Source organism: Actinoalloteichus caeruleus (genome assembly GCF_049311605.1).
In the GTDB taxonomy this organism is placed as follows: domain Bacteria; phylum Actinomycetota; class Actinomycetes; order Mycobacteriales; family Pseudonocardiaceae; genus Actinoalloteichus_B; species Actinoalloteichus_B caeruleus.
Genome location: NZ_CP186005.1, coordinates 5,926,934 through 5,948,505, shown reverse-complemented (window position 1 = coordinate 5,948,505; position 21,572 = coordinate 5,926,934). Strand labels below are relative to the sequence as shown.

Here is a 21,572-nt window from a genome sequence, read left to right as displayed (position 1 = left end):
CCGGGCTCCGTCGAACGACGGATCTCCACCGCGTCGGGGAATGACCGGCGCCGCACCGGTGTTGATCTCGGTGGCGGTCGGGCGCCGGGCCGACCGGGGCGACGGAAGGCGGATCTGCATGACGTTCAGGATGTCGGTCGACCAGCGCGAACGGTTCCTCGCCGAACCGCGCGTCGGTGTCCTGTCGGTGTCCCGGCCCGGCCGCGCTCCGTTGGCGGTGCCGATCTGGTACCACTACGAACCCGGCGGCGAGGTGACGATCTCGATCGAGGGCGGTTCGCTGAAGGACCGGCTGATCCGGGACAGCGGCACCTTCAGCCTCTGCGCGCAACGGGACACCCTCCCCTACGCCTACGTCACGGTCGAGGGATCGGTGCGGTGGGACGAGTCGCCGAGTGTCGAGGACAGGCTCCGGATAGCGAGCCGTTACCTGCCGGCGGAGCTGGCCGATCGTTACGTCGAGGACACGCACGCGGGGGCCGTGGTGCTGCGGATGCGGCCCGAGCGGTGGCTGAGCACCGACCAGACCGGGATGACGGGGGCGCTGCTGGCGGACCAGGGGACGTCTCCGATGACGTGATCCGCCGCGCCCCGTGGGGGCGCGGCGACCGGGGACGGGGCGGGCGGCGCTGGCAGGGCACGCCGCCCGCCGTGTCATCTCTCCTGGTCAGGGCTGGGGAGGCGCTGTCAGCAGGTGTCGAGCAGCCCGGTCAGGGCCTCCTTCTCGGCGGAGGTCACGCTCAGGTCGTACGCGTCCTTCGACGCGATCCAGATCTTCCCGTAGGTGCAGTGGTAGTCGGTGCGTGGCGGCACCCACTTGTCCGGGGTCTGGTCGCCCTTGGAACTGTTGACCCGGCCGGTCACCGCGATCAGCTGCGGGTTGGTGAGGTCGTTGGCGAACTCCTCCCGCTTGGCGGCCGACCAGGAGGAGGCGCCGGAACGCCAGGCCGCCGCCAGCGGAACGACGTGGTCGATGCTGATCTCGGAGGGCACCGAGGTCGTGACCCCGTCGAAGGGGCTGTACCAGCTGCCGGCGGTCGGGTAGCAGTCCGCGCCGACCTCGACGTCGGTGCCGTCCCGCCTGAGCACCATCTCCCGCGTGTTGCAGGTGCCCTCGACCGTGTTCCAGTGCGGGAACTTGTCCCGCGAGTAGCCGGACATGGAGCCCTCCGCTCGGACGGTCAGCCCGTCGAGCATGGACCGAGCGGTGCTCTCGCTCGGGATGCCGGGGGGTGCGGCGCTCGCCGGGGAGACCAGGGTGAAGGAGAGGAGGGCGGTGAGGATCGCGGCGAAGGTCAGCCGTAGCGCGCTTGCTCGTCGTGGTGACATCGATGCCTCCGATCGTGGATCACGAGTGCGAGATCCACACCGTCACCCAGTCACGGAAACGAAAGCAACACCCGGCAGTGAAGAATCGATGTCGGAGAGTGAAAATCCAGCAAGGCGTGAGCGGATTTTCACCCCCGGAACGGGGGTCGGGGCTTCCAATGGCTGAGCCGCAGCGCCGTCCCGGGCAGCCACCGGGCTCCGGGAGGCGTGCGGGACGCGACGCGCCGCACCGTCGCCTCGCGCGGTCCGGGAGGCGGTCCACGGCGGCGGAGGAGACGACGACGCCGCTCAGACGAGGCCGCGTACCAACCGCAGGTCCTCGGTGTGCCGGTACCAGGTCCACTTGCCGTGCTGGCGCTCGTGCGGGACCCCGTCGCGCACCACCCTCGCCGGAACGCACCCGATCTGCACGGCCCGGCCGCTCGTCTCCCGAACCCGCCTGCCCAGCAGGTTCCGCCGCACCGTGCGCACGACCAGACCGGGCCCCCGGTCCGGTCCGACCTCCAGCTGGCTGGCCTGCCCCCGCAGGACCAGCTCGTCATCGCAGTACACGACACCGCGCAGCGGCCCGATCACCCCACGGCCCACCAGTACGCCACCGACGTCGTCCCGCAGCAGCGGCACCGGGTCGGGCTCCCCGCCCAGGGCCAGCCGCAGCGCCGCCTCCCGGTCTCCCGCCGGCAAGCCCCACAGCCGGGCCACCTCGGAGTCGGGGTCGGAGGGCAGGTACCCCACGACGACCTCGGCCAGCCGTTCGGTGCGCAGGAGGCGCAGCACCACCGAGGCGAGATCCGCGTCGGTGCCCGCGACCAGCAGCCGTCGTCCGGCCAGTTCCCGCAGCACCGGGTCCACCTCCTCACGCCCCGGGGTGGCCGCTACCGAGTGCGACACGACGTCGTCACGCTCGGTGAGACCGGTGAAGTCCCGATTTCCGCAGGCCAATGCGACCACCGTCACCATGCGCTCCTGGTTTACTCTCTTTGACCGGCGTTGCCGTCTGTACTGCTTGGAGTGTGTACATGCCCGCGATCGTGCTGATCGGCGCCCAGTGGGGCGACGAGGGCAAGGGTAAGGCCACCGATCTGCTCGGCGAGAGCGTGCAGTGGGTGGTCCGGTATCAGGGCGGCAACAACGCGGGTCACACCGTGGTGCTGCCCAACGGCCAGAACTTCGCCCTGCACCTCATCCCGTCCGGCATCCTCACGCCGGGCGTCACCAACGTCATCGGCAACGGGGTCGTCGTCGACCCCGGTGTGCTGCTCGACGAGCTGGGCGGCCTGGAGGACAGGGGGGTGGACACCTCCGGCCTGCTGATCTCGGCCGACGCCCACCTGATCATGCCGTACCACGTGGCCATCGACCGCGTGACCGAGCGCTACCTGGGCAAGGCGAAGATCGGCACCACCGGTCGCGGCATCGGGCCCGCCTACCAGGACAAGGTCGCTCGGGTCGGCGTGCGGGTGCAGGATCTCCTCGACGAGAAGATCCTGCGCCAGAAGGTCGAGGCTGCCCTGGAGCTGAAGAACCAGATCCTCGTCAAGGTGTACAACCGGCGGGCGATGGACGTCGACGAGGTCGTCGACAGCGTCCTGGAGCGCGGCGCGAAGTTCGCCGGCCGGATCGCCGACACCCGTCTGCTGCTCAACCAGGCCCTCGAGCGGGGCGAGACGGTGCTGTTGGAGGGCTCCCAGGGGACCCTCCTCGACGTCGACCACGGCACCTACCCCTTCGTGACCTCCTCCAGCCCGACCTCCGGAGGCGCCGCCGTCGGTTCGGGGGTGGGGCCGACCAGGATCAACACCGTCATCGGCATCCTCAAGGCGTACACGACGCGGGTCGGCTCCGGGCCGTTCCCCACCGAGCTGAACGACGAGATGGGCGAGCAGCTGCGCAAGTCCGGCGGCGAGTTCGGCGTGACGACCGGCCGCTCCCGGCGGACCGGCTGGTTCGACGCGGTGATCGCCCGCTACGCGGCCAGGGTCAACGGCATCACCGACTTCTTCCTCACCAAGCTGGACGTGCTGTCCGGTCTGAAGACGGTGCCGGTCTGCGTGGGCTACGAGGTCGACGGCGAGCGGGTCGACGACATGCCCATGACCCAGACCGGGGTCCACCACGCCAAGCCGGTGTACGAGGAGCTACCCGGCTGGTGGGAGGACATCTCCGGCTGCCGGACCTTCGAGGACCTGCCCGTGAACGCCCGGAACTACGTCCTGCGGTTGGAGGAGCTGTCCGGGGCCAGGGTGTCGGCGATCGGGGTGGGCCCCGGCCGTGAGGAGACCATCGTCCGGCACTCGCTGACCGGCTGAACGCCCCCGGGCGCGCCGTCAGCGGTTGCGCCAGGAGTTGTCGAGCGCCGCCTCCTCCAGGTCCAGCTCGTGGAGGATGCGGCGCAACACCTCGTCGGCGAGCTTGCCGGTGTCCCGGCGGGCGATCAACGCGGCCCGCTGCGTGTCGAGCAGCTGCTTCCGCAGCTCCACGAACTCGCGGTGGCCGCTCTCGCCCCGCTCGGTGGGGTCTCGGCCGATCTGCCGGACCGCGGCCCGACCCTGGTACTCGATCACCCCGCGCAGTCGGGCCGCCATGCGTTCCCGCTCGCTGTTGCGGCCGGGCACCGGGTCCGCCGGGAGCAGTTCGTCCAGCCGGCGGAGCGCGGCCCGGGTGGCCAGCGTCCGCGCGGCCACCTCGGCCCGGGCGTCCTGCTCCGCCTCGCCGCCGTCGTGGACGCCGAGGCGGCGGGTCAACCAGGGCAGCGAGAGCCCCTGGAGGAGCAGGGTCCCGATCGTCACCGAGAAGGCCAGGAACTGCACGAGTTCGCGGGCCGGGAACGGGTCGCCGGCCTCGGTGGTGAGCGGTATCGCGCCGGCAGCCGCCATCGTCACCACGCCCCGCATCCCGGTCCAGGCGATCACGGCCGTCTGCCTGACCGGCAACCGCTGGCTGGGCCGGGTGGGCGCCAACAGCGTGGACAGGCCCGGCACGTAGGTCACCGCGAACAGCCACCCCACTCGGAACACGATGACCGCGGCGAGCACCAGGACCCCGGAACCCACCAGGGTCCAGGCGCTCGCGGTGAAGTTCGCCGTCTCCCGCAGGATCTGGTTCAGGTACAGGCCGATCAACGCGAAGACGAGGCTCTCCAGCAGGAGGTTCACCGTCTTCCACACCTGCTGCTCCTGGAGGCGACCGGCGACGCCCACCCGGGGGCTGTGGTGCCCCACGTACAGGCCGGCCGCCACCACCGCGAGCACACCCGAACCGTGCAGCTCCTGGGCGACCAGGTACGCGCCGAACGGCAGCACCACGCTGAGGGCGGTGCTCACCTCCTGGTCGTCGAGGCGCATCCGGACGAAGTGCACGGCCGCGCCGAGCAGCAACCCGACGGCGGTGCCGATCACGGCCGCCTCGACGAAGAACATGACGCTCTCGAGGAGGGACCCCGTCGCGCCCACCGCGGCCGCCACCGTCACGCGGTACAGGCTCAGGGCGGCGGCGTCGTTGACCAGGCTCTCGCCGCCGATCACCGACATCACCCGGCGCGGCAGCCGAAGCCGCCGACCGACCGCCGTCGCCGTCACCGCGTCGGGTGGCGAGACCACCGCGCCCAGCACCAGCGCCGCCTCCAGCGGCAGGCCGGGGATGAGCGCGTAGGCCAGGAAGCCGACCGCCATCGTCCCCGCGATGACCAGCAGCACCCCGAGCTGGGCGATCGCGCGGAAGTTCTCCCGGAAACTGATCAACGAACTGTCCTGGGACGCGGTGTAGAGCAGGGGTGGCAGCACGACGGTGAGCAGCAGCTCCGGCGGGATCTCGACGTCGATCGTCCCGGGGAGCGCGGACGCGGCCAGTCCCACGACGACGAGCAGCAGCGGCGCGATGAGGTTCCGGCGTCGGGCGAACGCCGTGACGGTCAGGGCGCACAACAGCACGACGAGGAGAGGCCCCATCCGCACCACCGCCTCCACCCGAGGGCGTCCGCCACCCAGTGCGGCGCCGGCTCCGTCCGACTCTAGGACCGGCGGGCCGGGCCCGCCGGGTACGTGAGCCGCGCGGAACCGGGGCGGGACGGTGAACTCGTCGAGGTGGGGTCCGAGTGGAGCCGGCCCGGTTGCCCCTTCGCGCCCGGGCGCCGCTCGACCGGGGTTCCTGACGGTTCTCCCGGGCGGGGCGACTACGCTCCCGCCTCGTGCGAATCCTGGTTATCGGCTCAGGCGCCCGCGAACACGCGCTCCTGCTCGCGCTGTCCCACGACCCGGAGGTGACCGGGCTCGCCTGTGCCCCGGGCAACGCCGGTACCGCCACACTCGGGGAGACCCTGGGCGTCGACCCGGGCGACCCGGACGCGGTGGCCGCGCTCGCGCGGCGGTGGAACGCCGACCTCGTCGTCGTCGGCCCGGAGGTCCCGCTGGTCGCCGGGGTCGCCGACGCCGTTCGCGCCGCGGGCGTGCTCTGCTTCGGGCCGTCGAGGGCGGCGGCGGCCATCGAGGGGTCGAAGGCCTTCGCCAAGGACGTGATGGCCTCGGCGGGTGTTCCCACCGCCCACAGCGAGATCGTGGACAACCCCGCCCACCTGGACGCCGCGCTGGCCCGGTTCGGCCCCACCTGGGTGGTGAAGGACGACGGGCTCGCCGCCGGCAAGGGCGTGGTCGTGACCTCGGACCTCGACACGGCGCGGGCGCACGCGATGACCCTGCTCGACGACGGTCACCCGGTGCTGCTGGAGTCCTTCCTGGACGGCCCGGAGGCCTCCCTGTTCTGCCTGGTGGACGGGACCACCGTCGTACCGCTGCTTCCCGCGCAGGACTTCAAGCGGGTGGGGGACGGCGACTCCGGCCCCAACACCGGTGGGATGGGCGCCTACGCGCCGCTGCCCTGGGCGGAACCGGGGCTGGTCGACGACATCGTCGAGCGGGTCGTTCGGCCCACGGCGGAGGAACTGGACAGGAGGGGGACCCCCTTCTCCGGCCTGCTGTACGCGGGTCTCGCGCTCACCTCGACCGGACCGCAGGTCATCGAGTTCAACTGCCGCTTCGGCGACCCCGAGACCCAGGTGGTGCTGGCCCTGCTGCGCACCCCGCTGTCGCGGCCGCTCAACGCGGTGGCCTCGGGGCGGCTGGCCGAGCTGCCACCGCTGGAGTGGTCGGACGGCGCCGCCGTCACCGTGGTCGTCGCCGCCGAGGGGTACCCGGGGAGGCCGAGGACCGGTGACGTGATCTCCGGCGGCGAGGGGGACGGTGTGCTCCACGCCGGCACCCGGCGTCGGGATGACGGCGCGGTCGTGTCCTCGGGTGGCCGGGTCCTGTCGGTGGTGGGCACGGGCCCCGACCTCGACGCCGCCCGCGAGGACGCCTACGAGCGGGTCGCGCTGGTCCACCTCACCGGTTCGCACCACCGGAGCGACATCGCGCTGCGCGCCGTCAAGGGGGAGGTCACCGCGCCACGCGGACGGTGAACCGCCGGCGCGAGACGCCCGGCAGGGGCTCGCTCCTCTACCCTTACCGGCGGTCCGACCGTGGTCGACACGCGGGAGGGTGGCGGCACGGCTGCGAGGGGGTCGGGGTGAGTGAGGACGTCCCCGCCCCGAACGGAGGCCGGTCCACGGTCCTGTTCCACGAACGACTGCCCGCGCCCCCGCTGATCCGGTGGACGGGCGTGTTGTCCGGCGCGTCGGTCGTGGTGGCGACCGGGCTCTCCCACATCCTCGTGGGGCTGTCCTCGACGGCGATGCTCGCCGGTTCTGGGGTCGGCGTGGCGTTCACGGTGCTCGCGGTGACCGCCGGCGCCAGCGTCTCGGTGCGGGGGCACGGTCTGGTGTTGCGTTGCCCTCCTCGGCTGTGGCGCACGGTCGCCGTCGCCGACATCGCCGGGTCACGCCGCACGGCGCGGGTGGAGCCCCTCACCTCCGGGGAACTGCCCGTCCTCGGCTGGTGCCGCATCGGGCGACGCCGGTGGGCGCTGGTGATGGCGGCCGGTGAGGGTGTCGAGGTGGAACTGGTGGACGGTCGGTGTTACCTGGTCGTCTGCTCGCGGCCGGACGAACTCCTGCTCGCCCTCGACGAGGCGCGCGGTGTGTGATCCCTCACGCCGGCGCCCGGTGACTGCCCGGTGGCGGTCGCTCCACGGTGTCCCGTCGGGTGACCCGCCAACCCCGTCCGGTCCAGGGGCCCCACTCGGGGTGTCCGGGCGGACGACCGGTGGTCCGAGTGTGCGGCCGGTCACGAAGCCATCGGAACGACCGACCTCGACGACCACGCCCGACCACTAGGGTGAACGGGCGGCACGATCGGGAGAAGGGGACGGTGCGGTGGGATCGAGGGACGAGGCCAGCCAGGGTGGAGTGCTCCACCGGGAGCGGCTGCCCACCCCCACCTGGGTGAGGATCGTGGGGCTCCTCGTCGGGGTGGGGACCGTGGTGCTCGTGATCTGCCTGCACCTCTTCGTCGAGGAGAACGTCGCCGGGCTCGTCGTGGGGGTCGTGACCGGGGCGGTGTCCGGGCTCTTCATCCTGCTCTCCAGCGGCGACATCGAGGTCCGTGAGCGGCAGCTGGTCCTGGTGGCCAGGCCGATCGTGCGGAAGAGGCTGCCGACGGCCGAGATCACCGCCGTCGAGGACGCCGGCCCCCAACGCGCCGCCGACTTCGGCGGCCCCGGGTGGCGGGTCTCGGGGCGGCGCAAGCGGACCCTGGTCATGCGCGGTGGCGAGGGCGTGCGCATCACGATGAGCGACGGCTGGGAGTACCTGGTCGTCTGTTCCCGCCCGGTGGAGCTGAAACGCGCCCTGGAGCGCGCCCGCCGCTGACCCACCCCCGACCCGGGTCCACCCCGGCCCGAGGGCGAGCGGCCGCGTGAGTGGCCGGCGGGTAGACGTGCGCGGCGGGATCGCCGCCGAAGGCGACACATCACGTTCCGCCCTGGCGTCGGTGACCAGCACCCGTCGTCGTCCTGGTCGAGTGCGGCGTCCCCGTCCCACACCTGCCGGCCCCACCCACCAGGGGCGGTTCCCTGAGGAGAGGTGCCGCGCGGCGTCCGGCCGAGATCCAGCGGGCGGCCCGCGACGCCGGTCCGGCCCCGCCCCGCCGCCCAGCGAATCCCCCTTCCGTGCGGGCGAACCATCGCCGCGCCGAGGCGTGTCGGAAGGCCGCCAACCGGGACCAGCCGGCCGGTCCCCCACCACGGCTCACCCGTTCGTGCAACCTCGGTCCCCCTTCCCGCGTGAGAGGACTGGCATCGCGGGAAGGGGAGTGGATGAGGGCCGAGGACGAGGCACAGTTCCGCGAGTTCGTCCAGCGGCAGGCCGCGCCACTGCGGCGCGCCGCCTACCTGCTGTGCGGTGACTGGCACCTCGCGGACGACCTCGTGCAGAACGCCTTCGTGAAGCTCTACCAGGCCTGGACGAGGGTCAACCGGCGGGACGCGGTGCACGGCTACGCCCGCACCGTGTTGACGCGGTGCTGGCTGGACGAGGTGCGCCGACCCTGGCGGCGGAGCGAGAACCGCGTGGACGCGGTCCCCGACACCCCCGACCGAGGCTCCGATCCCGCCGAACGGGGACAACGGCGGTGGGAACGGGAACTGGTCCGCCGCGCTCTGGCCGAGGTGCCGCCTCGGCAACGGGCCGCGCTCGTCCTCCGGTACTTCGAGGACCTCTCGGTGGCGGAGACCGCCACCGTCCTGCGGTGCTCACAGGGAACCGTCAAGAGCCAGACCGCTCGCGGCCTGAGCGCCCTCCGGGCCGCCCTCGTGCGCCTGGGCCACGGCGCGGGCGAACTGGTCGCGGGAAGGACATGTTGATGACGAACGAGAACAGCGGCAGGACGGCCGGGCGGGACTCCGCCGGCGGACCGGGATCCCCGGGCGAGGCCGCCCAGGGCACGGGTCGCCGACGCGGGAACGCCGTGGCCGTGGTGGCGGCGGGATTCGGCGTGCTCGCCGTCTCCGGAGCGGTCCTGGTCGGTCCGGGGCTGCTGTCGGGTGACGGCGTGCGCCTCGCCTTCGCCGACCAGCCCGTCGTCGCCTCCTCCTCGGCTCCCGCCCCGCCGCCGGCCGAGGAACCCGGCCGGGACTGGGCCGAGTCGCTGCCCGACGGGTTGGCCGCCGGGCCGCCCACCGGGTGGACACCGGTCGAGAGCGGGCCCCCCACGCACTCGGCCGGGGAGCTCGCCGCCAGGGCAGCCCAGATCGCCCCCCACGTCGAGGAACGGGTCAGGGAGCTCCTGCCAGGGGCGACCGAGGTCACCATCGGTGAGTTGGGAGGCGAGGGGCCGGGCTTCCACGACGGGCAGGACTACGTCATGGGCGTGGTGAGCTACGAGGACGACCAGGGCCCCGGCCAGGTCGCCTTCCAGTACAACTTCCCCGGCGTCTGGGGCGACTCGACGTCCGGCGAGAGCTGCTCCACCGCCCAGGCCTGCGGCCACGAGGTACTCGACGACGGTTCCGCCGTGAGGTACGCGGTGGAGCCGTGGGGGCCGGAGGAGCTCCCGGCGCTGCTCTACGCGGTCGACCACCTGCGAGTGGACGGTTCCGTGCTCTCGGTGTGGGGCTACAACTACGACTTCCCCACCGGGCAGGTCCAGCGACCGCTGCCGGTCCCCGGCTTCGACGGACTGGCCGAACTGGCCACCGACGAGGAGATCGACTTCCGGATCGACGGCTGATCCGCACGGGGTGGGCCGACCGCTCCGGCCCACCCCCACCAGCGGTGACGTCCACCTGCCGGGCCGACCACCCACCCCCACCGGGACCCCGGCACGGCACCACCCGCAGCACGCACAGGACCGCGATCCGCCGCCGGGAACAGGGATCGGGCCCACGAAAGGACGAGGGAATGGACGAGGACGAGGTACGCCAGCGGCTCCGGGACGTCGCATCCGACGAACCCCCGATGACCTTCGACCTGGAGCGGACGCTCCAGCGGGGCCGGGAGCGGCGCAGGAACCGGCGTGCGGCGCTGGCCTCCGCGGGCGGTGTGCTGTCGGTCTCCGCGCTGCTCCTCGCCTCCTCCACCTTCCTGGACGGCCCGGACGTGATCTCCCGGCTCGTCCCGGCCGCACCCGCCAGCTCGGTGGCCGCCCCGGAGCCGGCGGGGGTCGCGGAGCGGCGGGAGATCCTCCGGCACCACGACTGGCGCTCGATGCTGCCACCCGACCTGCTGGACGAACCCCCGGCGGACTGGGTGCCCGAGGACGTCGAAGAGGGCGAGCCACCGACGACCAAGGCGGATGAGATGGCGGCCCGGGCGGCGGAGGTCATCCCCTACCTGGAGCAACGGTTGGCCGAGCTGGCACCCGAGCTGTCCGTGCTGTCCGTGGACAACCTCGGGAACGAGGGGCCGGGTTTCGTCGACGGCGAGACGCACGTGAACGGGGACCTCGGGTTCGAGGACGAGTACGGCCACGGGCAGGTGATCTTCCAGCACACCTTCCCCGGCGCGGCACCGGGACCATCGGACCACCCCTGCGGTCCGCGAAGCACCTGCGGGTACCGAATGGTCGGCGACGGTTCACTGCTCGAGTACTCGGTGACCAGGCTGAACGAGCGCGAGGCCCCGCCCATGCTGTGGTCGGTCACCCACTACCGAACGGACGGCAGCACCCTCATGATGACCAGCTACACCTACGACATCAGCGGCCGGACGCCTGACGAACGCCCCCTGCCCGCTCCCGGCTTCGACACCCTGGCCGCGCTGGCAACCGACCCGGGGGTCGACCTGCGGCCACGGTGGTGAGCGGCGCCGGGACGCCGGGGCGGACACCTCCTCCCCGGGAATCGCGGCGCGAGTGGGCGGCCGAGGCGGCTCTCCCGGCTTGACCGGGGCGACGCGGCCCCGCCTCGTCGAGGCCGCCCACCTCCACCCGCCGGACCCGGTGCGGGCCGCCGCCGTCCCCCCTCCCGGCGTGTTCCGTAAGCTCCCCTGACGTGACGTCGAAGCCCCGTATCCCCAACGTGCTGGCTGGCCGCTACGCCTCCGCCGACCTCGCCACCATCTGGTCCCCCGAACACAAGATCGTGCTCGAACGACGGCTGTGGCTGGCGGTGCTCACCGCCCAGGCGGACCTCGGCATCCCGGTGCCCGCCGGGGCGGTGGCCGACTACGAGCGGGTCATCGACCAGGTCGACCTGGCGTCGATCGCGGCACGGGAGCGGATCACCCGCCACGACGTCAAGGCGCGCATCGAGGAGTTCAACGCGCTCGCCGGGCACGAGCAGATCCACAAGGGGATGACCTCCCGGGACCTGACGGAGAACGTCGAGCAGCTCCAGGTCCGGCAGAGCCTGCTCTGGGTGCGCGACAGCACGGTGGCGCTGCTCGCGCGGCTGGCCCGGCTCGCCCTGGAACACGGCGAGGAGGTCATGGCCGGGCGGTCGCACAACGTCGCCGCGCAGGCCACCACCCTGGGCAAGCGGTTCGCCACCGCCGCCGACGAACTGCTGGTCGCCCTCCGCCGGCTGGAGGAGCTGCTGGAGCGGTACCCGCTGCGCGGGGTGAAGGGCCCGGTGGGCACCGCCCAGGACATGCTCGACCTCCTGGGCGGCGACCCGGAGCCGCTGGCCGAACTGGAACGCAGGGTGGCCGACCACCTGGGCTTCGAGCAGGTCCTGACCAGCGTCGGCCAGGTCTACCCCCGGTCCCTGGACCACGACGTGGTCTCCGCCCTGGTCCAGGTGGCGGCCGCCCCGTCCAGCCTGGCCAGGACGATCCGGCTGATGGCCGGCCACGAACTCGTCACCGAGGGCTTCAAACCCGGCCAGGTCGGCTCCAGCGCCATGCCGCACAAGATGAACACCCGCTCCTGCGAGCGGGTGAACGGGTTGATGGTGGTGCTGCGCGGCTACCAGTCGATGACCTCGGAACTGGCCGGGGACCAGTGGAACGAGGGCGACGTCTCCTGCTCCGTCGTCCGACGGGTCGCACTGCCGGACGCGTTCTTCGCGATCGACGGCCTGCTGGAGACGATGCTCACCGTGCTGGACGAGTTCGGCGCGTTCCCCGCCGTGATCGCCACCGAACTCGACCGCTACCTGCCCTTCCTCGCCACCACCAAGGTGCTGATGGCGGCGGTGCGGGCCGGGGTCGGCCGGGAGCGGGCGCACGAGGTCATCAAGGAGCACGCCGTCGCGGCGGCGCTGGCCATGCGGGAGCAGGGGGCCAGGGGCAACGACCTGCTCGACAGGCTCGCCGCCGACGACCGGCTCCCGTTGGGCAGGTCCGAACTCGACGCGCTGCTCGCCGACCGGCTGTCCTTCACCGGGGCCGCCAGCCCGCAGGCCCACGCGGTGGCCCGCCGCGTCGAGGAACTCGTCGAACGCCACCCCACGGCCGCCGGCTACGCACCCGCGCCGATCCTCTGACGGACACGGCTCGGGTGCCACCCGGCACCGGAGTGGGGCCGGGCGGCACCGGCTGCCCGCCCCAGGACGTGGCGCCCCGTCCCTGACCGGACCCGGACGCGGGATGAACGCCGGACACCGCGCACAGGTATCCGGCCAGCTCGGCTCCGGCGGCACACCAGCGTTTGACCAGGGCGCTGGTCCACTGGACGGCGGAGGTGAGCGCCATGCCCGCGCGAGTCGCCCTGGCCCTGCCCCCCGCGTTCGGGGGCGCCGACGGAGCCGGTGCTTTCCACGTCGACCTGGATGGGGCGCCGGCCCTGCGGGCGCGCCTGCTCGATGCCGTGGGGGAGTTGCGGGCCGCCCGCGTCGCCGCCGGCGAGCTGGGCGGGCTGCGGGCGCCGGCCGCCGACCCGGTCAGCAGGCTGGCCGTGGACCGCCTCGTGAACCGTGCCGCCGGCCCGCACGGGTCGCTGGCCGTCGCCCTCGACGAGGCGATCGCCGCGCTCACCGACCTCGTGGACCAGCTCGACGCGAGCGTGCGCGACTACCAGTCGCGGGACGACGAGGTGGCGGACGCCGTCCGCGCCGCCGGTGAGCCCCGTGGATGACCGCCGGGTACCTGGCCCTCCACCGTCCGACCCACCTGGCGGCGACGATCTCCCTCGTACGACGCACCGGGTTGACCGCCGGCTCACCGGCGCCCTGCGATGCTCGGGCGACCGGTACCGATCCGCCCAACCGCGACCTCCGAGGGCACCGTGACGATCACTCTGGAGCTGGCCGAGTTCAACCTGGCGTGGCGTGAGCTGGGGCTCGGGCAGCGTCCGCTGGTGCTGTGCGCCGACGAGACCGCGACGACCCTGGCGGAGGCCGAGGACGTCGACCGGCGTTGCCGGTCCGCGCTGGTCGATCGGGGCCTGTTCACCGGGGGCGGTGAGCCGCACCCCGACCTGGACTGGTCGCTGCGCCTGTTCGCCGCGCCCACCCACGCGGTGGACGTGCGCTGGTCCCTCCCCGGTGGGCGACGGCTCCGGGCGATGACCGCGCTCTCCGGCCAGGACGCCGTCATCGGCGTGCTGGGTGACGGCGTCCTGGCCATCGACCCGTTGCGGCCGACCACGCTGTGCGAGTCGGCGGTGAGCGTGCTGGGCGCCGTGCGGGCCGGGCCGGGGCAGGTGGTCAACCTCCCGGGGGCCGCCGTGTCCAGGGCCGGCGGGAAGGGCCGGTCCGACGCCGACTTCGAGGACGCCCTGCTCGACGCGGGTGTCCGCTACGGGGACGCCCGCGCGCTGCTGGGCATGCTGGGGACCGACCGCGTGGGCGCCGGCCAGCTCGGGGTGAGCCGCTGGGAAGGACTGGGCCAGCGCCGCCGGGGCCCGTACGCGATCGACGTGATCGACACGACGCGGGGCAGGTACGCCGTCCACGAACGGGACGGCTGGCTGACCGTGGCACCGGTCGACCTGCCCCGGCTGGCGGAGATGCTGCGCGAACTCCTCGCCGTGACCTGAGACGGGCGCGGTGGGCCGACGAACGACGGGGGTGCGAGGTGGACGAGCGATCCGGCGTCTACTGGAACGGGATCAGCCACGAGCGGATCGTGGACTGGTTGCGGGAGCCCGCGACCGACTCGCTCGTCGACTCGGTGGACCAGTGGGAGCGGGGCCTCGGCGACCGGTTCCAGCGGGTCACCGACCTGATCGACCAGGCGCTCCACGCGAGCGGTGCGGTGTGGGACGGGCAGGCGGCGGACCGGATGCGGGCCGGTGTCTCGCCGCTCGCCCAGTTCGCCGTGGAAGCCGGGGAGACCGCGCGGAGCGTGGGGGCGGGGGCCCGCCAGGTCGCGGACTCCTTCGAACACCTGCGGCGGGAGATGCCGCCGGTCCCGGTCCGCCCGGACCACGACGCCTGGGTCAACGCGCCGGTCGCCGCGCTGGTGACCGGGCGGGTCGACCAGGAGTTGGCCGAACAGGAGGAGCGGGACGCCGCCGAACGGGCCCGGGACCTGATGCGCGAGTACGAGGGGGCGGTGGGCGAGGCGACCCACGGGCTGCCGGTGTTCACGCCCGTGCCGACCGCCGGCGCTGGGAGTGGCGGCATCGCCGACCGGCTGGTCACCACGTTCGGGGGCACCGCGTCGGCTCCCCTGGTCGGGGGGCCGGCTCCCGTGCCGGGAACGCCGCCGGTCACGGCGTCGGAGAACACCGGGCGGGCCGGGACGCTGCCGCCGCAGTACCAGCCGGGGGCGGCGGGCGGCCAGCCGGGCGTTCAGCCAGCCCCGGCGACCCCACCCGCACCCGCCCACCCGGGCGGCCCTGGCGCCGGGAACCCGGTCCCGTCTCCTCCCCCCGGCGGTGGGGCGGCCACCGGTGCGCCGGCCCCGGGCACCCCCGGCGGTCCCCTCCCCGGCAGCCAGGGGACCGGGTCGGCGCCCGCGACGGGTGGACCGGCCCCGGGGGCGGGGACCGGCGGTCCACCAGCGGGGGCCGGCCCCGGGACCCCCGGTCAGCCCCAGCCGGGCGCCGGGCGGGCCCCGGCACCCCAGCCCTTCGTCCCACCCGGGGCTCCGGCTCCGCCACCTCCGGCCTCAGCTCCCCCCGCCCCGTCCCCCGGTGCCCCGGCCGGCGGCCACGCCTTCGGTCCCGGCGCCGGTGCCCTGCCGACGGTCGGGCCCACCAGCCACGAACACCCTTCTCGCGCGGGTGGCGTCCGGCGGGCGTCGGCGCACCCTGAGGATGCGAGCGGCCGGGAGCGCGCCGACTACCTGGAGGACACCGACGACGTCTGGGGTGATGGCGACCGGGTCGCCCCTCCCGTGCTGGGCATGTCGGTCGACGAGGAGCACCCCTGAGGACGCCGGCCTCCCACGTCCGCGAGGCTCGGCGTCGACGCGGAGCTCCGGCCCCGACCGCCCCGCGCTCGCCCGCCGGTGGCCGGAGCGGGTAGCGGCTGGGGCGGCTCACCGGCGGGTTAGGGTCTCCCGGTGTCCGACATCGAGCTGGCCGACTACCCGCTGATCGCCGCGGGCAAGGTGCGTGAGCTGTACTCCGTGGACGACGACCACCTGCTGCTGGTCGCCTCGGACCGCATCTCCGCGTACGACTTCGTGCTGGAGACGCCCATCCCCGACAAGGGGCGGGTGCTGACCGCGATGAGCGTGTTCTGGTTCGAGCTGCTGGCCCAGCGGGTGCCCCACCTGGCCAACCACCTGGTGGCCTGGGACGACCCGCGCATCCCCTCGGAGGTCCGGGGAAGGGCGCTGCTGGTCCGCCGGCTGGCGATGCTGCCGGTGGAGTGCGTGGCGCGGGGCTACCTGGCCGGCTCGGGCACAGCCGACTACCGGCGCACGGGAGCGGTCTGCGGTATCGAGCTGCCGGCCGGCCTGGTCGAGGCGTCCCGCCTCCCCGAGCCGATCTTCACCCCGGCCACCAAGGCCGAGATCGGCGAACACGACGAGAACGTCTCCTTCGACGCCGTGGTGGGCACCGTGGGCCGGGAACGAGCCGAGGAGCTGCGGGCGACCACGCTGGCCGTGTACTCGGCCGCCGCCGAGCACGCCGAGAGCCGGGGACTGGTCCTGGCCGACACCAAGTTCGAGTTCGGCACCGACGCCGGTGGCCGGCTCGTGCTCGGGGACGAGGTCCTCACCCCCGACTCCTCCCGCTACTGGCCGGCCGACGAGTACGAGCCGGGCCGGGTGCAGCACGCCTTCGACAAGCAGTTCGTGCGGGAGTGGCTGACCTCCCCGGAGTCCGGTTGGGACCGCGCCTCGGAGGTGCCGCCCCCCGCGCTGCCCGCCGAGGTGGTGGCCACCACCCGCCAGCGGTACGTCACCGCCTACGAGCGGATCACCGGTCGCTCCCTCACCGACTGGCCGACCGCCGGCTGAGACCGGCCGAACGCGGTTCGAGCGAGTGGCCGGCCTCCCCGCCGGGGTCAGACCGCCGTGGCCTCGCCACGGGGCAGCACCCGCACCCGGGTGCCCTCGGGGGCCAGCTCGGTGAACCGGTCGTAGTGCATCCTCGGCATGGCCAGCACCGCCTCGTGGATGGGGACGGCCAGCCGGGGCTGGACGGCGCGGAGGTAGTCCACCGCCTCGGAGAGCTTCATCCAGGGCGCCGCCGTGGGCAGTGCCAGCACGTCCACCGCCTGCTCCGGGACGACGAAGGAGTCACCGGGGTGCAGGAACGCTCCCTCGGCCAGCAGGTAGCCGACGTTGGGCAGCCCGGGGAGGTCCGGGTGGATGACGGCGTGCGTGCCGCCGACCGCCCGCACCGGCAGGCCGGCGACCGTGATCACGGCGTCGGGGGTCGCCAGGTGGGGCCGGAGCCCGGCCGAGGTGAGCGCCTCGGCGGACCCGGGGTCGGCGATCAGCGTGGCGCCCGGGTTCGCCTGGAGCAGCGCGGGCAGGCGGTCGAGGTCGAGGTGGTCGGGGTGCTTGTGCGTGATGAGGACGGCGTCCAGGTCGCGGACCTCCTCGAAGCCCGAGGAGAAGGCCCCCGGGTCGAACAGCAACCTGGCCTGGTCGGTGGCGACCAGCAGGCACGAGTGCCCGAAGTGTGTGAGGTGCACGGCGACTCCCCCTCGACGCGGACGGTGGGCCGCCCGGCCTGCCACCCGGACGGCCCCAGGGCATCCACCACGCTAGCGGGCGGACCGCCGTCGTTCAGCAGGCGATCCGCCCACCTGCGAGGACGGCGGGGCGGGGGTGCCGGCGCGGGTGGAACCGCCGCGCACCGCGTCCCGCCGGGCAGCCGACGCAAGAGCCCCCGCCGTGGCCCGGAGCCGCACGGGCGGATGGCCGTCGACGGCGTTCCTGGTGCCGCACGACGACCGCCACGACGGGTGTCCTCCCTGTTCGGTGGAATTCCCCGCTGAAACGGGTCCGCCACCGGTCGTGAGGTGTTCTCCGGTGGTGGTGGAAGGAATCCCGCCGGGAGGAAATCGGTGTCCCCGACATTCCGCCGGACATTTCCGGCCCCTTCAGTCCGTATTTCCGGTGCGGCGTCGTGCGGAAAGCGGTACCGAGGGAACCAGGTACCGCATACCATCACCTCACCGCGTGGCCGCGCATCGGTCGCGGCTGGATTCTCGATGGGGGACCGTGCTGGTGGGGAAATTACGAGGCATGCCGCCGCCGACGTGTGAACAGGACCAGGTCGAGCCTTCTGGGAGGGCGGCTCGGGTCGGGCTTGGGAGATTCCCCGGTGCCCGTCCGTCCGGTCGCCACGGGCGCGCCGCGTCGGCGGGACCAGCCGCGCGAGTCGCCGATCGACGGTTCCACGGCGGCTCTGGTCGGCGAGCCGGAGCCGGCGCGGGGAGCGCGGCGGCCAGGGGCCGGGGGTTCTAGTATGCGTCCGCCCGGAGTGGGTCTGATGACACTGGTGCTCTGCCTGTCAGTGGGTGGCGACAGTTCTCCACGGATCAGTGATGTGCGAATCGGGGGTGTCGGTTCTCGGCTCTGCCAGAGCGACGTGAACGGTGAGACGTTCATGACGTTCAGCAGCGGGCTGGAGAACGAGGGTGGCCGCACGGTGCGGGTGACCGGGGCGTCGCTGCTGAACGAGGAGAATTTCACGCTGGTGGAGATGCTCCTCGTGCCGGTTCCGGAGCCGGAGGAGAGCGGCGACATCCTCCTCGTCCCCTACCAGGGCGGTGGGTACCCGTCCGACGAGATGATCGCCGACACCTCCTCTGAGAACGGGCAGGAGGCCTGGGCGGCGCGGGTTCCCGTCGTGGGCGCCGAGATCGAGCCGGGTGTGGAGTGGACCTTGGCGACGATCGCCGAGCGGACGGCGGAGTCCGCGTCGACGGACGGGGTGCGGCTGTTCTACGAGGACGACCGGGGGCGGGAGTACTACTCGGATTCCACGCTCCGGGCCGAGATGCGGCCGGAGTGTTCCTTCGACTGATCGCGTCGCTTCCTCACGGTGTCCTGAGCTGGTAGCTGGTGGCCTCGACCAAGGTTTTCTGGTCGGGGCCACCATCCTCTCGCTCGTGATCCTGGTTCCAGCGGTCAAGGGGCGAGTAGTCCCAGCGGGGCGGGTGAAATCCGGGGATCACCAGGCCAGGCGGGCACGGAGCTGGTCGACGCGGCGACAGTGGTTGGGGATACCGGCGCAGTGGAACGACGAGTGAACACCATGTAGTGGTCGTGGGGAGTTCGCTGTCCGTGGCAGAGCGATGGCGGGCAGTGGGTGGGCTCCTCGAAAGGCGCGGTCTCGCCGGATTCGAGACAGTCCGCTCCGGTGGCCGTGGACGGAGGGTGTGAGGAAGATCGTGGCTGAGAGCAGGGATCGTGGTAGACGGTGGCCAGTCGGGCTGCTGGGTGGGGTCGCTTCGTGGCTCGCGGGGTGTGGGTACGGGTCGCCGGTCGAGGGCGACGTCCACATCGGTGGTGAGGGATCTCGGCTTTGTCAGAGTGATGTGAACGGTGAGACGTTCATGACGTTCAGCAATGGTTTGGAGAACGAGGGCGGCCGCACAGTGCGGGTGACCGGGGCGACGCTGCTGAACGAGGAGAACTTCACGCTGGTGGAGGTGTTCCTCGTACCGGTTCCGGAGCCGGAGGAGAGCGGGGCCATCGTTTACGTCCCTGACCAAGGCGGGGCGAATCCGCTGGATGAGGAGGTGTCCGACACCTTCACCGAGAACGGGCAGGAGGCCTGGGCGGCGCGGGTTCCCGTCGTGGGCGCGGAGATCGAGCCGGGTGTGGAGTGGACGTTGGCGACGATCGCCGAGCGGACGGCGGAGTTCGCGTCGACGGACGGGGTGCGGCTGTCGTACGAGGATGACTGGGGGCGGAAGTACTACTCCGACTCTCTGTTCCAGGTCAGCATGGAACCCGAATGTTCATGAGGTGAGGGAGTAGTACAGCCTGGGAGGGACGAGTTCTCATCCGGCGTGGGGCCTCGATCGGGTCGAGGCCCCACGCCGGTGCTCGAACTGGTTCCAGCGGTCAGGTTCAGGTAGTTCCATTGGGCGGGCTTGTGTCGGAGTGCGGCCAGACCAGGCGGGCACGGATGTGTTCGCCGAAGCGGAAGGCGCGCAACGCGTGGTTCGGGGTACGCAGGCTCATTCGCACTCCTCGCTCGATGGAGACGACTTCGGCGCTGTCCGTGAAGGCTAGGCCCCAGGCGACGATCCGAGCGTCGACCCGCACCCCGTACTCTTGGACGACGGCGAACAGGCGTGGCTCCTGTTCCGTGACCATGCTTCTCAACTCGGCGGCGAACCGCGCCTCGTCGCACATCGGCGGGATGCCCGTCGGGTCTGTCACGAGTGCGTGTGCGGGGTGTTGGTAGGTCGTCGGTGCGGCGACGGAGATTCGGTGATGCGATCGACTCATCGCTGGTTCGGCCATGATTACCTTCCATCTGTGAGCGCTGCGGATGGGGCTGTCGGGTGTGTGATTCGCTGGCTTCCGAGTCGTGACTTCGTGAACAGGTGGGGTTGAACCGAGTGGTGACAGCTGGGGAATTCGGAGAAGGCTGAGCTGGTGAACCAGTAGAGGCGTCGCATGACTCCGCCGGCCGGTGCTCCGGGCGTGGTGTCGCCACACTTCGTGCTCGTTGTCGCGGTGGGTTGAGAGGTCCGGACGCTCGCGGGTGATCGGAGTGGACGTTATCGGCTCGTTGCTCAAGCGATGCGGGAAGCACTCGGCCCTTTTCGCTACGGGCTGCCTGTCCAGTACCAGCCGAGTTCTGTTGCTGGGAAAATGACAGAGGAGACGGACTTGTCAGGTGAGGAGCCGGGCGCCCGATGGCATGTGGGACTGCTGCTCACCGAGCGCTGGGGTGTGCTCTCCGTCGCATAGGTGGTCCTCCTGTAGGGATCTGTCGCATTGGGTCGAGTCGGCGAGGAGCCGGATGTCGTCGTGCTTGAGCCAGTCACCCTGGTCGTCAGCTGACCGCGAGGGACGCTGGTGAATCAGGCAGCTGTCGCAACAGAGACTACAATTGAGACTCAATCTTTGCCAGTGTGAAGCCGACATCGTTCGGGTGCGAGTTCTGGCCTCATCGACTACCGTCGGTGACTGTCGGCTGGTAGTAGAGACTGTGACCATGCACGACGAAGATCCCGGCCCAGTCGTCCAGCGGCTCATCCTGGGCGAACGGCTTCGCGCTCTCCGAGAGGCCGGCGGCGTTGGCCTGGACGACGCCAACTCTCGATTGAACTGGTACAGGGGCAAGCTCTCGAAGGTCGAGACCGGCATGCTCGGCCTGACGGACCAGGAGCTCGCGGTCCTGCTCGATCTGTACTGCGTGACAGGACCAGAGGCGGCGGAAGTGCGCCAGCTTCGCGCGGAGTCCCGGCGGAGAGTAGGGGCTGAGCGAGTCAATGACTGGGCGAAGCAGTACGTCTCCCTCGAGCGTGCCGCGTCGGAAATTCGGATGGTCTACAGCGAAATCCCGGGACTGCTCCAAACCCGGGAAGCCGCCAGGGCTCAGCTCGCGCGGTCCCCGGTTGTCACGGCGGCTGACCTCGATGGGATGGCTGCCGCCCGTGAGCAACGGGGAGATCGGCTGTTCCGGGACAACGCGCCGCAGGTGTGGGTCGTTCTCGGGGAAGAGGCGCTACTTCGGCGGGTGGGTACGCCGGCCACGATGGAAGCCCAGCTCAACAGGCTGCGGAAGATCGCCGCACTCCCCAACGTTTCCTTGCGGATCGTGCCCTTGGAGCACGGGCCCGAAGCAGGTCTCAGTTGTCCCTTCACGCTGTTGTGGATCGAGCGAGCCCGGGCCGCGATCGCGTACGTCGAAACCCTGACCGGTGCCGACTACGTGAAGACGACGGCAGCGTACGCAGCCGCGTTCGAGCAGGCGCGCAAGGCCGCGCTGGCCGAAGGCGACACACTCACGCTCATCGACCGCCGGATGGCGGGGCTGGACGTATAGGCGCCAAGTAGG

General features: G+C 72.2%; 21 protein-coding genes. 16 read left to right on the top strand and 5 right to left on the bottom strand.

The window, feature by feature from the left end:
- Window positions 1-118: 118 nt before the first annotated feature.
- Window positions 119-580, top strand: coding sequence for a pyridoxamine 5'-phosphate oxidase family protein (locus tag ACOJVX_RS24700; RefSeq protein WP_051314188.1), 462 nt, complete (start codon window positions 119-121; stop codon window positions 578-580).
- 107 nt (window positions 581-687) lie between these two features.
- Here the strand turns inward: ACOJVX_RS24700 and ACOJVX_RS24695 are convergent, their stop codons facing one another.
- Window positions 688-1,329 (bottom strand): HNH endonuclease family protein, encoded by a 642-nt coding sequence (locus ACOJVX_RS24695; RefSeq protein WP_418153910.1) that lies wholly within the window; start codon window positions 1,327-1,329, stop codon window positions 688-690.
- Window positions 1,330-1,617: 288 nt separating this feature from the next.
- Entirely contained in the window at window positions 1,618-2,289 is a 672-nt protein-coding gene (locus ACOJVX_RS24690; protein WP_418153911.1) for a hypothetical protein, read from the bottom strand.
- 59 nt (window positions 2,290-2,348) lie between these two features.
- Here ACOJVX_RS24690 and ACOJVX_RS24685 point away from each other — a divergent pair, with 59 nt between their 5' ends.
- On the top strand, window positions 2,349-3,638 hold the full coding sequence (locus ACOJVX_RS24685) for an adenylosuccinate synthase (RefSeq protein WP_026419713.1): 1,290 nt from the start codon (window positions 2,349-2,351) through the stop codon (window positions 3,636-3,638).
- An 18-nt stretch (window positions 3,639-3,656) separates the two neighbouring features.
- On the opposite strand, the gene ACOJVX_RS24680 is transcribed toward ACOJVX_RS24685, so the two are convergent.
- Window positions 3,657-5,276: a Na+/H+ antiporter gene (locus ACOJVX_RS24680; RefSeq protein ID WP_422647585.1), complete on the bottom strand. Its 1,620-nt coding sequence runs from the start codon at window positions 5,274-5,276 to the stop codon at window positions 3,657-3,659.
- Between the two features lie 239 nt (window positions 5,277-5,515).
- Between ACOJVX_RS24680 and purD the strand changes: the two genes are divergently transcribed.
- The 11 genes from purD to ACOJVX_RS24625 all read left to right on the top strand — a co-directional run bounded on the left by purD (window position 5,516) and on the right by ACOJVX_RS24625 (window position 16,552).
- The gene (gene purD / locus ACOJVX_RS24675) at window positions 5,516-6,781 is read left to right on the top strand and encodes a phosphoribosylamine--glycine ligase (RefSeq protein WP_030104374.1); all 1,266 of its coding nucleotides are present in this window, start codon (window positions 5,516-5,518) and stop codon (window positions 6,779-6,781) included.
- Between the two features lie 107 nt (window positions 6,782-6,888).
- Entirely contained in the window at window positions 6,889-7,404 is a 516-nt protein-coding gene (locus tag ACOJVX_RS24670; RefSeq protein ID WP_418153912.1) for a hypothetical protein, read from the top strand.
- A 229-nt stretch (window positions 7,405-7,633) separates the two neighbouring features.
- Window positions 7,634-8,128, top strand: coding sequence for a hypothetical protein (locus tag ACOJVX_RS24665; protein WP_418153913.1), 495 nt, complete (start codon window positions 7,634-7,636; stop codon window positions 8,126-8,128).
- A gap of 446 nt (window positions 8,129-8,574) precedes the next feature.
- The gene (locus ACOJVX_RS24660) at window positions 8,575-9,120 is read left to right on the top strand and encodes an RNA polymerase sigma factor (protein ID WP_103055927.1); all 546 of its coding nucleotides are present in this window, start codon (window positions 8,575-8,577) and stop codon (window positions 9,118-9,120) included.
- The gene (locus ACOJVX_RS24655) at window positions 9,120-9,986 is read left to right on the top strand and encodes a hypothetical protein (protein WP_418153914.1); all 867 of its coding nucleotides are present in this window, start codon (window positions 9,120-9,122) and stop codon (window positions 9,984-9,986) included. Before ACOJVX_RS24660 ends, ACOJVX_RS24655 begins: the two co-directional genes overlap by 1 nt.
- A gap of 170 nt (window positions 9,987-10,156) precedes the next feature.
- A complete protein-coding gene (locus ACOJVX_RS24650; RefSeq protein ID WP_418153915.1) occupies window positions 10,157-11,056 on the top strand; it encodes a hypothetical protein in 900 nt (299 codons plus the stop codon).
- Window positions 11,057-11,247: 191 nt separating this feature from the next.
- A complete protein-coding gene (gene purB / locus ACOJVX_RS24645) occupies window positions 11,248-12,681 on the top strand; it encodes an adenylosuccinate lyase (RefSeq protein ID WP_026419705.1) in 1,434 nt (477 codons plus the stop codon).
- A 206-nt stretch (window positions 12,682-12,887) separates the two neighbouring features.
- Complete coding sequence (locus tag ACOJVX_RS24640) at window positions 12,888-13,271, top strand: hypothetical protein (protein ID WP_026419704.1); 384 nt, start codon at window positions 12,888-12,890, stop codon at window positions 13,269-13,271.
- A 150-nt stretch (window positions 13,272-13,421) separates the two neighbouring features.
- Window positions 13,422-14,174 carry an ESX secretion-associated protein EspG gene (locus ACOJVX_RS24635; RefSeq protein ID WP_162147323.1) on the top strand — a complete coding sequence of 251 codons (753 nt, stop codon included), beginning with the start codon at window positions 13,422-13,424 and terminating at the stop codon, window positions 14,172-14,174.
- A gap of 38 nt (window positions 14,175-14,212) precedes the next feature.
- Window positions 14,213-15,514 carry a PPE domain-containing protein gene (locus ACOJVX_RS24630; protein WP_422647113.1) on the top strand — a complete coding sequence of 434 codons (1,302 nt, stop codon included), beginning with the start codon at window positions 14,213-14,215 and terminating at the stop codon, window positions 15,512-15,514.
- A gap of 132 nt (window positions 15,515-15,646) precedes the next feature.
- Window positions 15,647-16,552, top strand: a complete 906-nt coding sequence (locus ACOJVX_RS24625) for a phosphoribosylaminoimidazolesuccinocarboxamide synthase (RefSeq protein WP_418153919.1) — start codon at window positions 15,647-15,649, stop codon at window positions 16,550-16,552.
- 47 nt (window positions 16,553-16,599) lie between these two features.
- Here ACOJVX_RS24625 and ACOJVX_RS24620 read toward each other — a convergent pair whose 3' ends face one another.
- Window positions 16,600-17,235, bottom strand: a complete 636-nt coding sequence (locus ACOJVX_RS24620; protein WP_030104385.1) for an MBL fold metallo-hydrolase — start codon at window positions 17,233-17,235, stop codon at window positions 16,600-16,602.
- A 920-nt stretch (window positions 17,236-18,155) separates the two neighbouring features.
- Between ACOJVX_RS24620 and ACOJVX_RS24615 the strand changes: the two genes are divergently transcribed.
- Together ACOJVX_RS24615 and ACOJVX_RS24610 are read left to right on the top strand one after the other, a co-directional pair.
- On the top strand, window positions 18,156-18,575 hold the full coding sequence (locus ACOJVX_RS24615; RefSeq protein WP_418153920.1) for a hypothetical protein: 420 nt from the start codon (window positions 18,156-18,158) through the stop codon (window positions 18,573-18,575).
- 355 nt (window positions 18,576-18,930) lie between these two features.
- Window positions 18,931-19,521 (top strand): hypothetical protein, encoded by a 591-nt coding sequence (locus tag ACOJVX_RS24610; RefSeq protein ID WP_418153921.1) that lies wholly within the window; start codon window positions 18,931-18,933, stop codon window positions 19,519-19,521.
- 106 nt (window positions 19,522-19,627) lie between these two features.
- Here the strand turns inward: ACOJVX_RS24610 and ACOJVX_RS24605 are convergent, their stop codons facing one another.
- Window positions 19,628-19,942, bottom strand: a complete 315-nt coding sequence (locus tag ACOJVX_RS24605) for a hypothetical protein (RefSeq protein WP_418153922.1) — start codon at window positions 19,940-19,942, stop codon at window positions 19,628-19,630.
- 784 nt (window positions 19,943-20,726) lie between these two features.
- Between ACOJVX_RS24605 and ACOJVX_RS24600 the strand changes: the two genes are divergently transcribed.
- Entirely contained in the window at window positions 20,727-21,560 is an 834-nt protein-coding gene (locus tag ACOJVX_RS24600; RefSeq protein WP_418153923.1) for a helix-turn-helix domain-containing protein, read from the top strand.
- Window positions 21,561-21,572 lie beyond the last annotated feature (12 nt).

Excerpts from the sequence above, each read along its gene's own strand:
- ACOJVX_RS24700 (WP_051314188.1), top strand. The coding sequence starts at position 119 with ATGACGTTCAGGATGTCGGTCGACCAGCGCGAACGGTTCCTCGCCGAA.
- ACOJVX_RS24695 (WP_418153910.1), bottom strand. The coding sequence starts at position 1,329 with ATGTCACCACGACGAGCAAGCGCGCTACGGCTGACCTTCGCCGCGATC.
- ACOJVX_RS24660 (WP_103055927.1), top strand. The coding sequence starts at position 8,575 with ATGAGGGCCGAGGACGAGGCACAGTTCCGCGAGTTCGTCCAGCGGCAG.
- ACOJVX_RS24680 (WP_422647585.1), bottom strand. The coding sequence starts at position 5,276 with ATGGGGCCTCTCCTCGTCGTGCTGTTGTGCGCCCTGACCGTCACGGCG.
- ACOJVX_RS24685 (WP_026419713.1), top strand. The coding sequence starts at position 2,349 with ATGCCCGCGATCGTGCTGATCGGCGCCCAGTGGGGCGACGAGGGCAAG.
- ACOJVX_RS24690 (WP_418153911.1), bottom strand. The coding sequence starts at position 2,289 with ATGGTGACGGTGGTCGCATTGGCCTGCGGAAATCGGGACTTCACCGGT.
- ACOJVX_RS24640 (WP_026419704.1), top strand. The coding sequence starts at position 12,888 with ATGCCCGCGCGAGTCGCCCTGGCCCTGCCCCCCGCGTTCGGGGGCGCC.
- ACOJVX_RS24600 (WP_418153923.1), top strand. The coding sequence starts at position 20,727 with ATGCACGACGAAGATCCCGGCCCAGTCGTCCAGCGGCTCATCCTGGGC.
- ACOJVX_RS24615 (WP_418153920.1), top strand. The coding sequence starts at position 18,156 with ATGACGTTCAGCAGCGGGCTGGAGAACGAGGGTGGCCGCACGGTGCGG.
- ACOJVX_RS24650 (WP_418153915.1), top strand. The coding sequence starts at position 10,157 with ATGGACGAGGACGAGGTACGCCAGCGGCTCCGGGACGTCGCATCCGAC.
- ACOJVX_RS24655 (WP_418153914.1), top strand. The coding sequence starts at position 9,120 with ATGACGAACGAGAACAGCGGCAGGACGGCCGGGCGGGACTCCGCCGGC.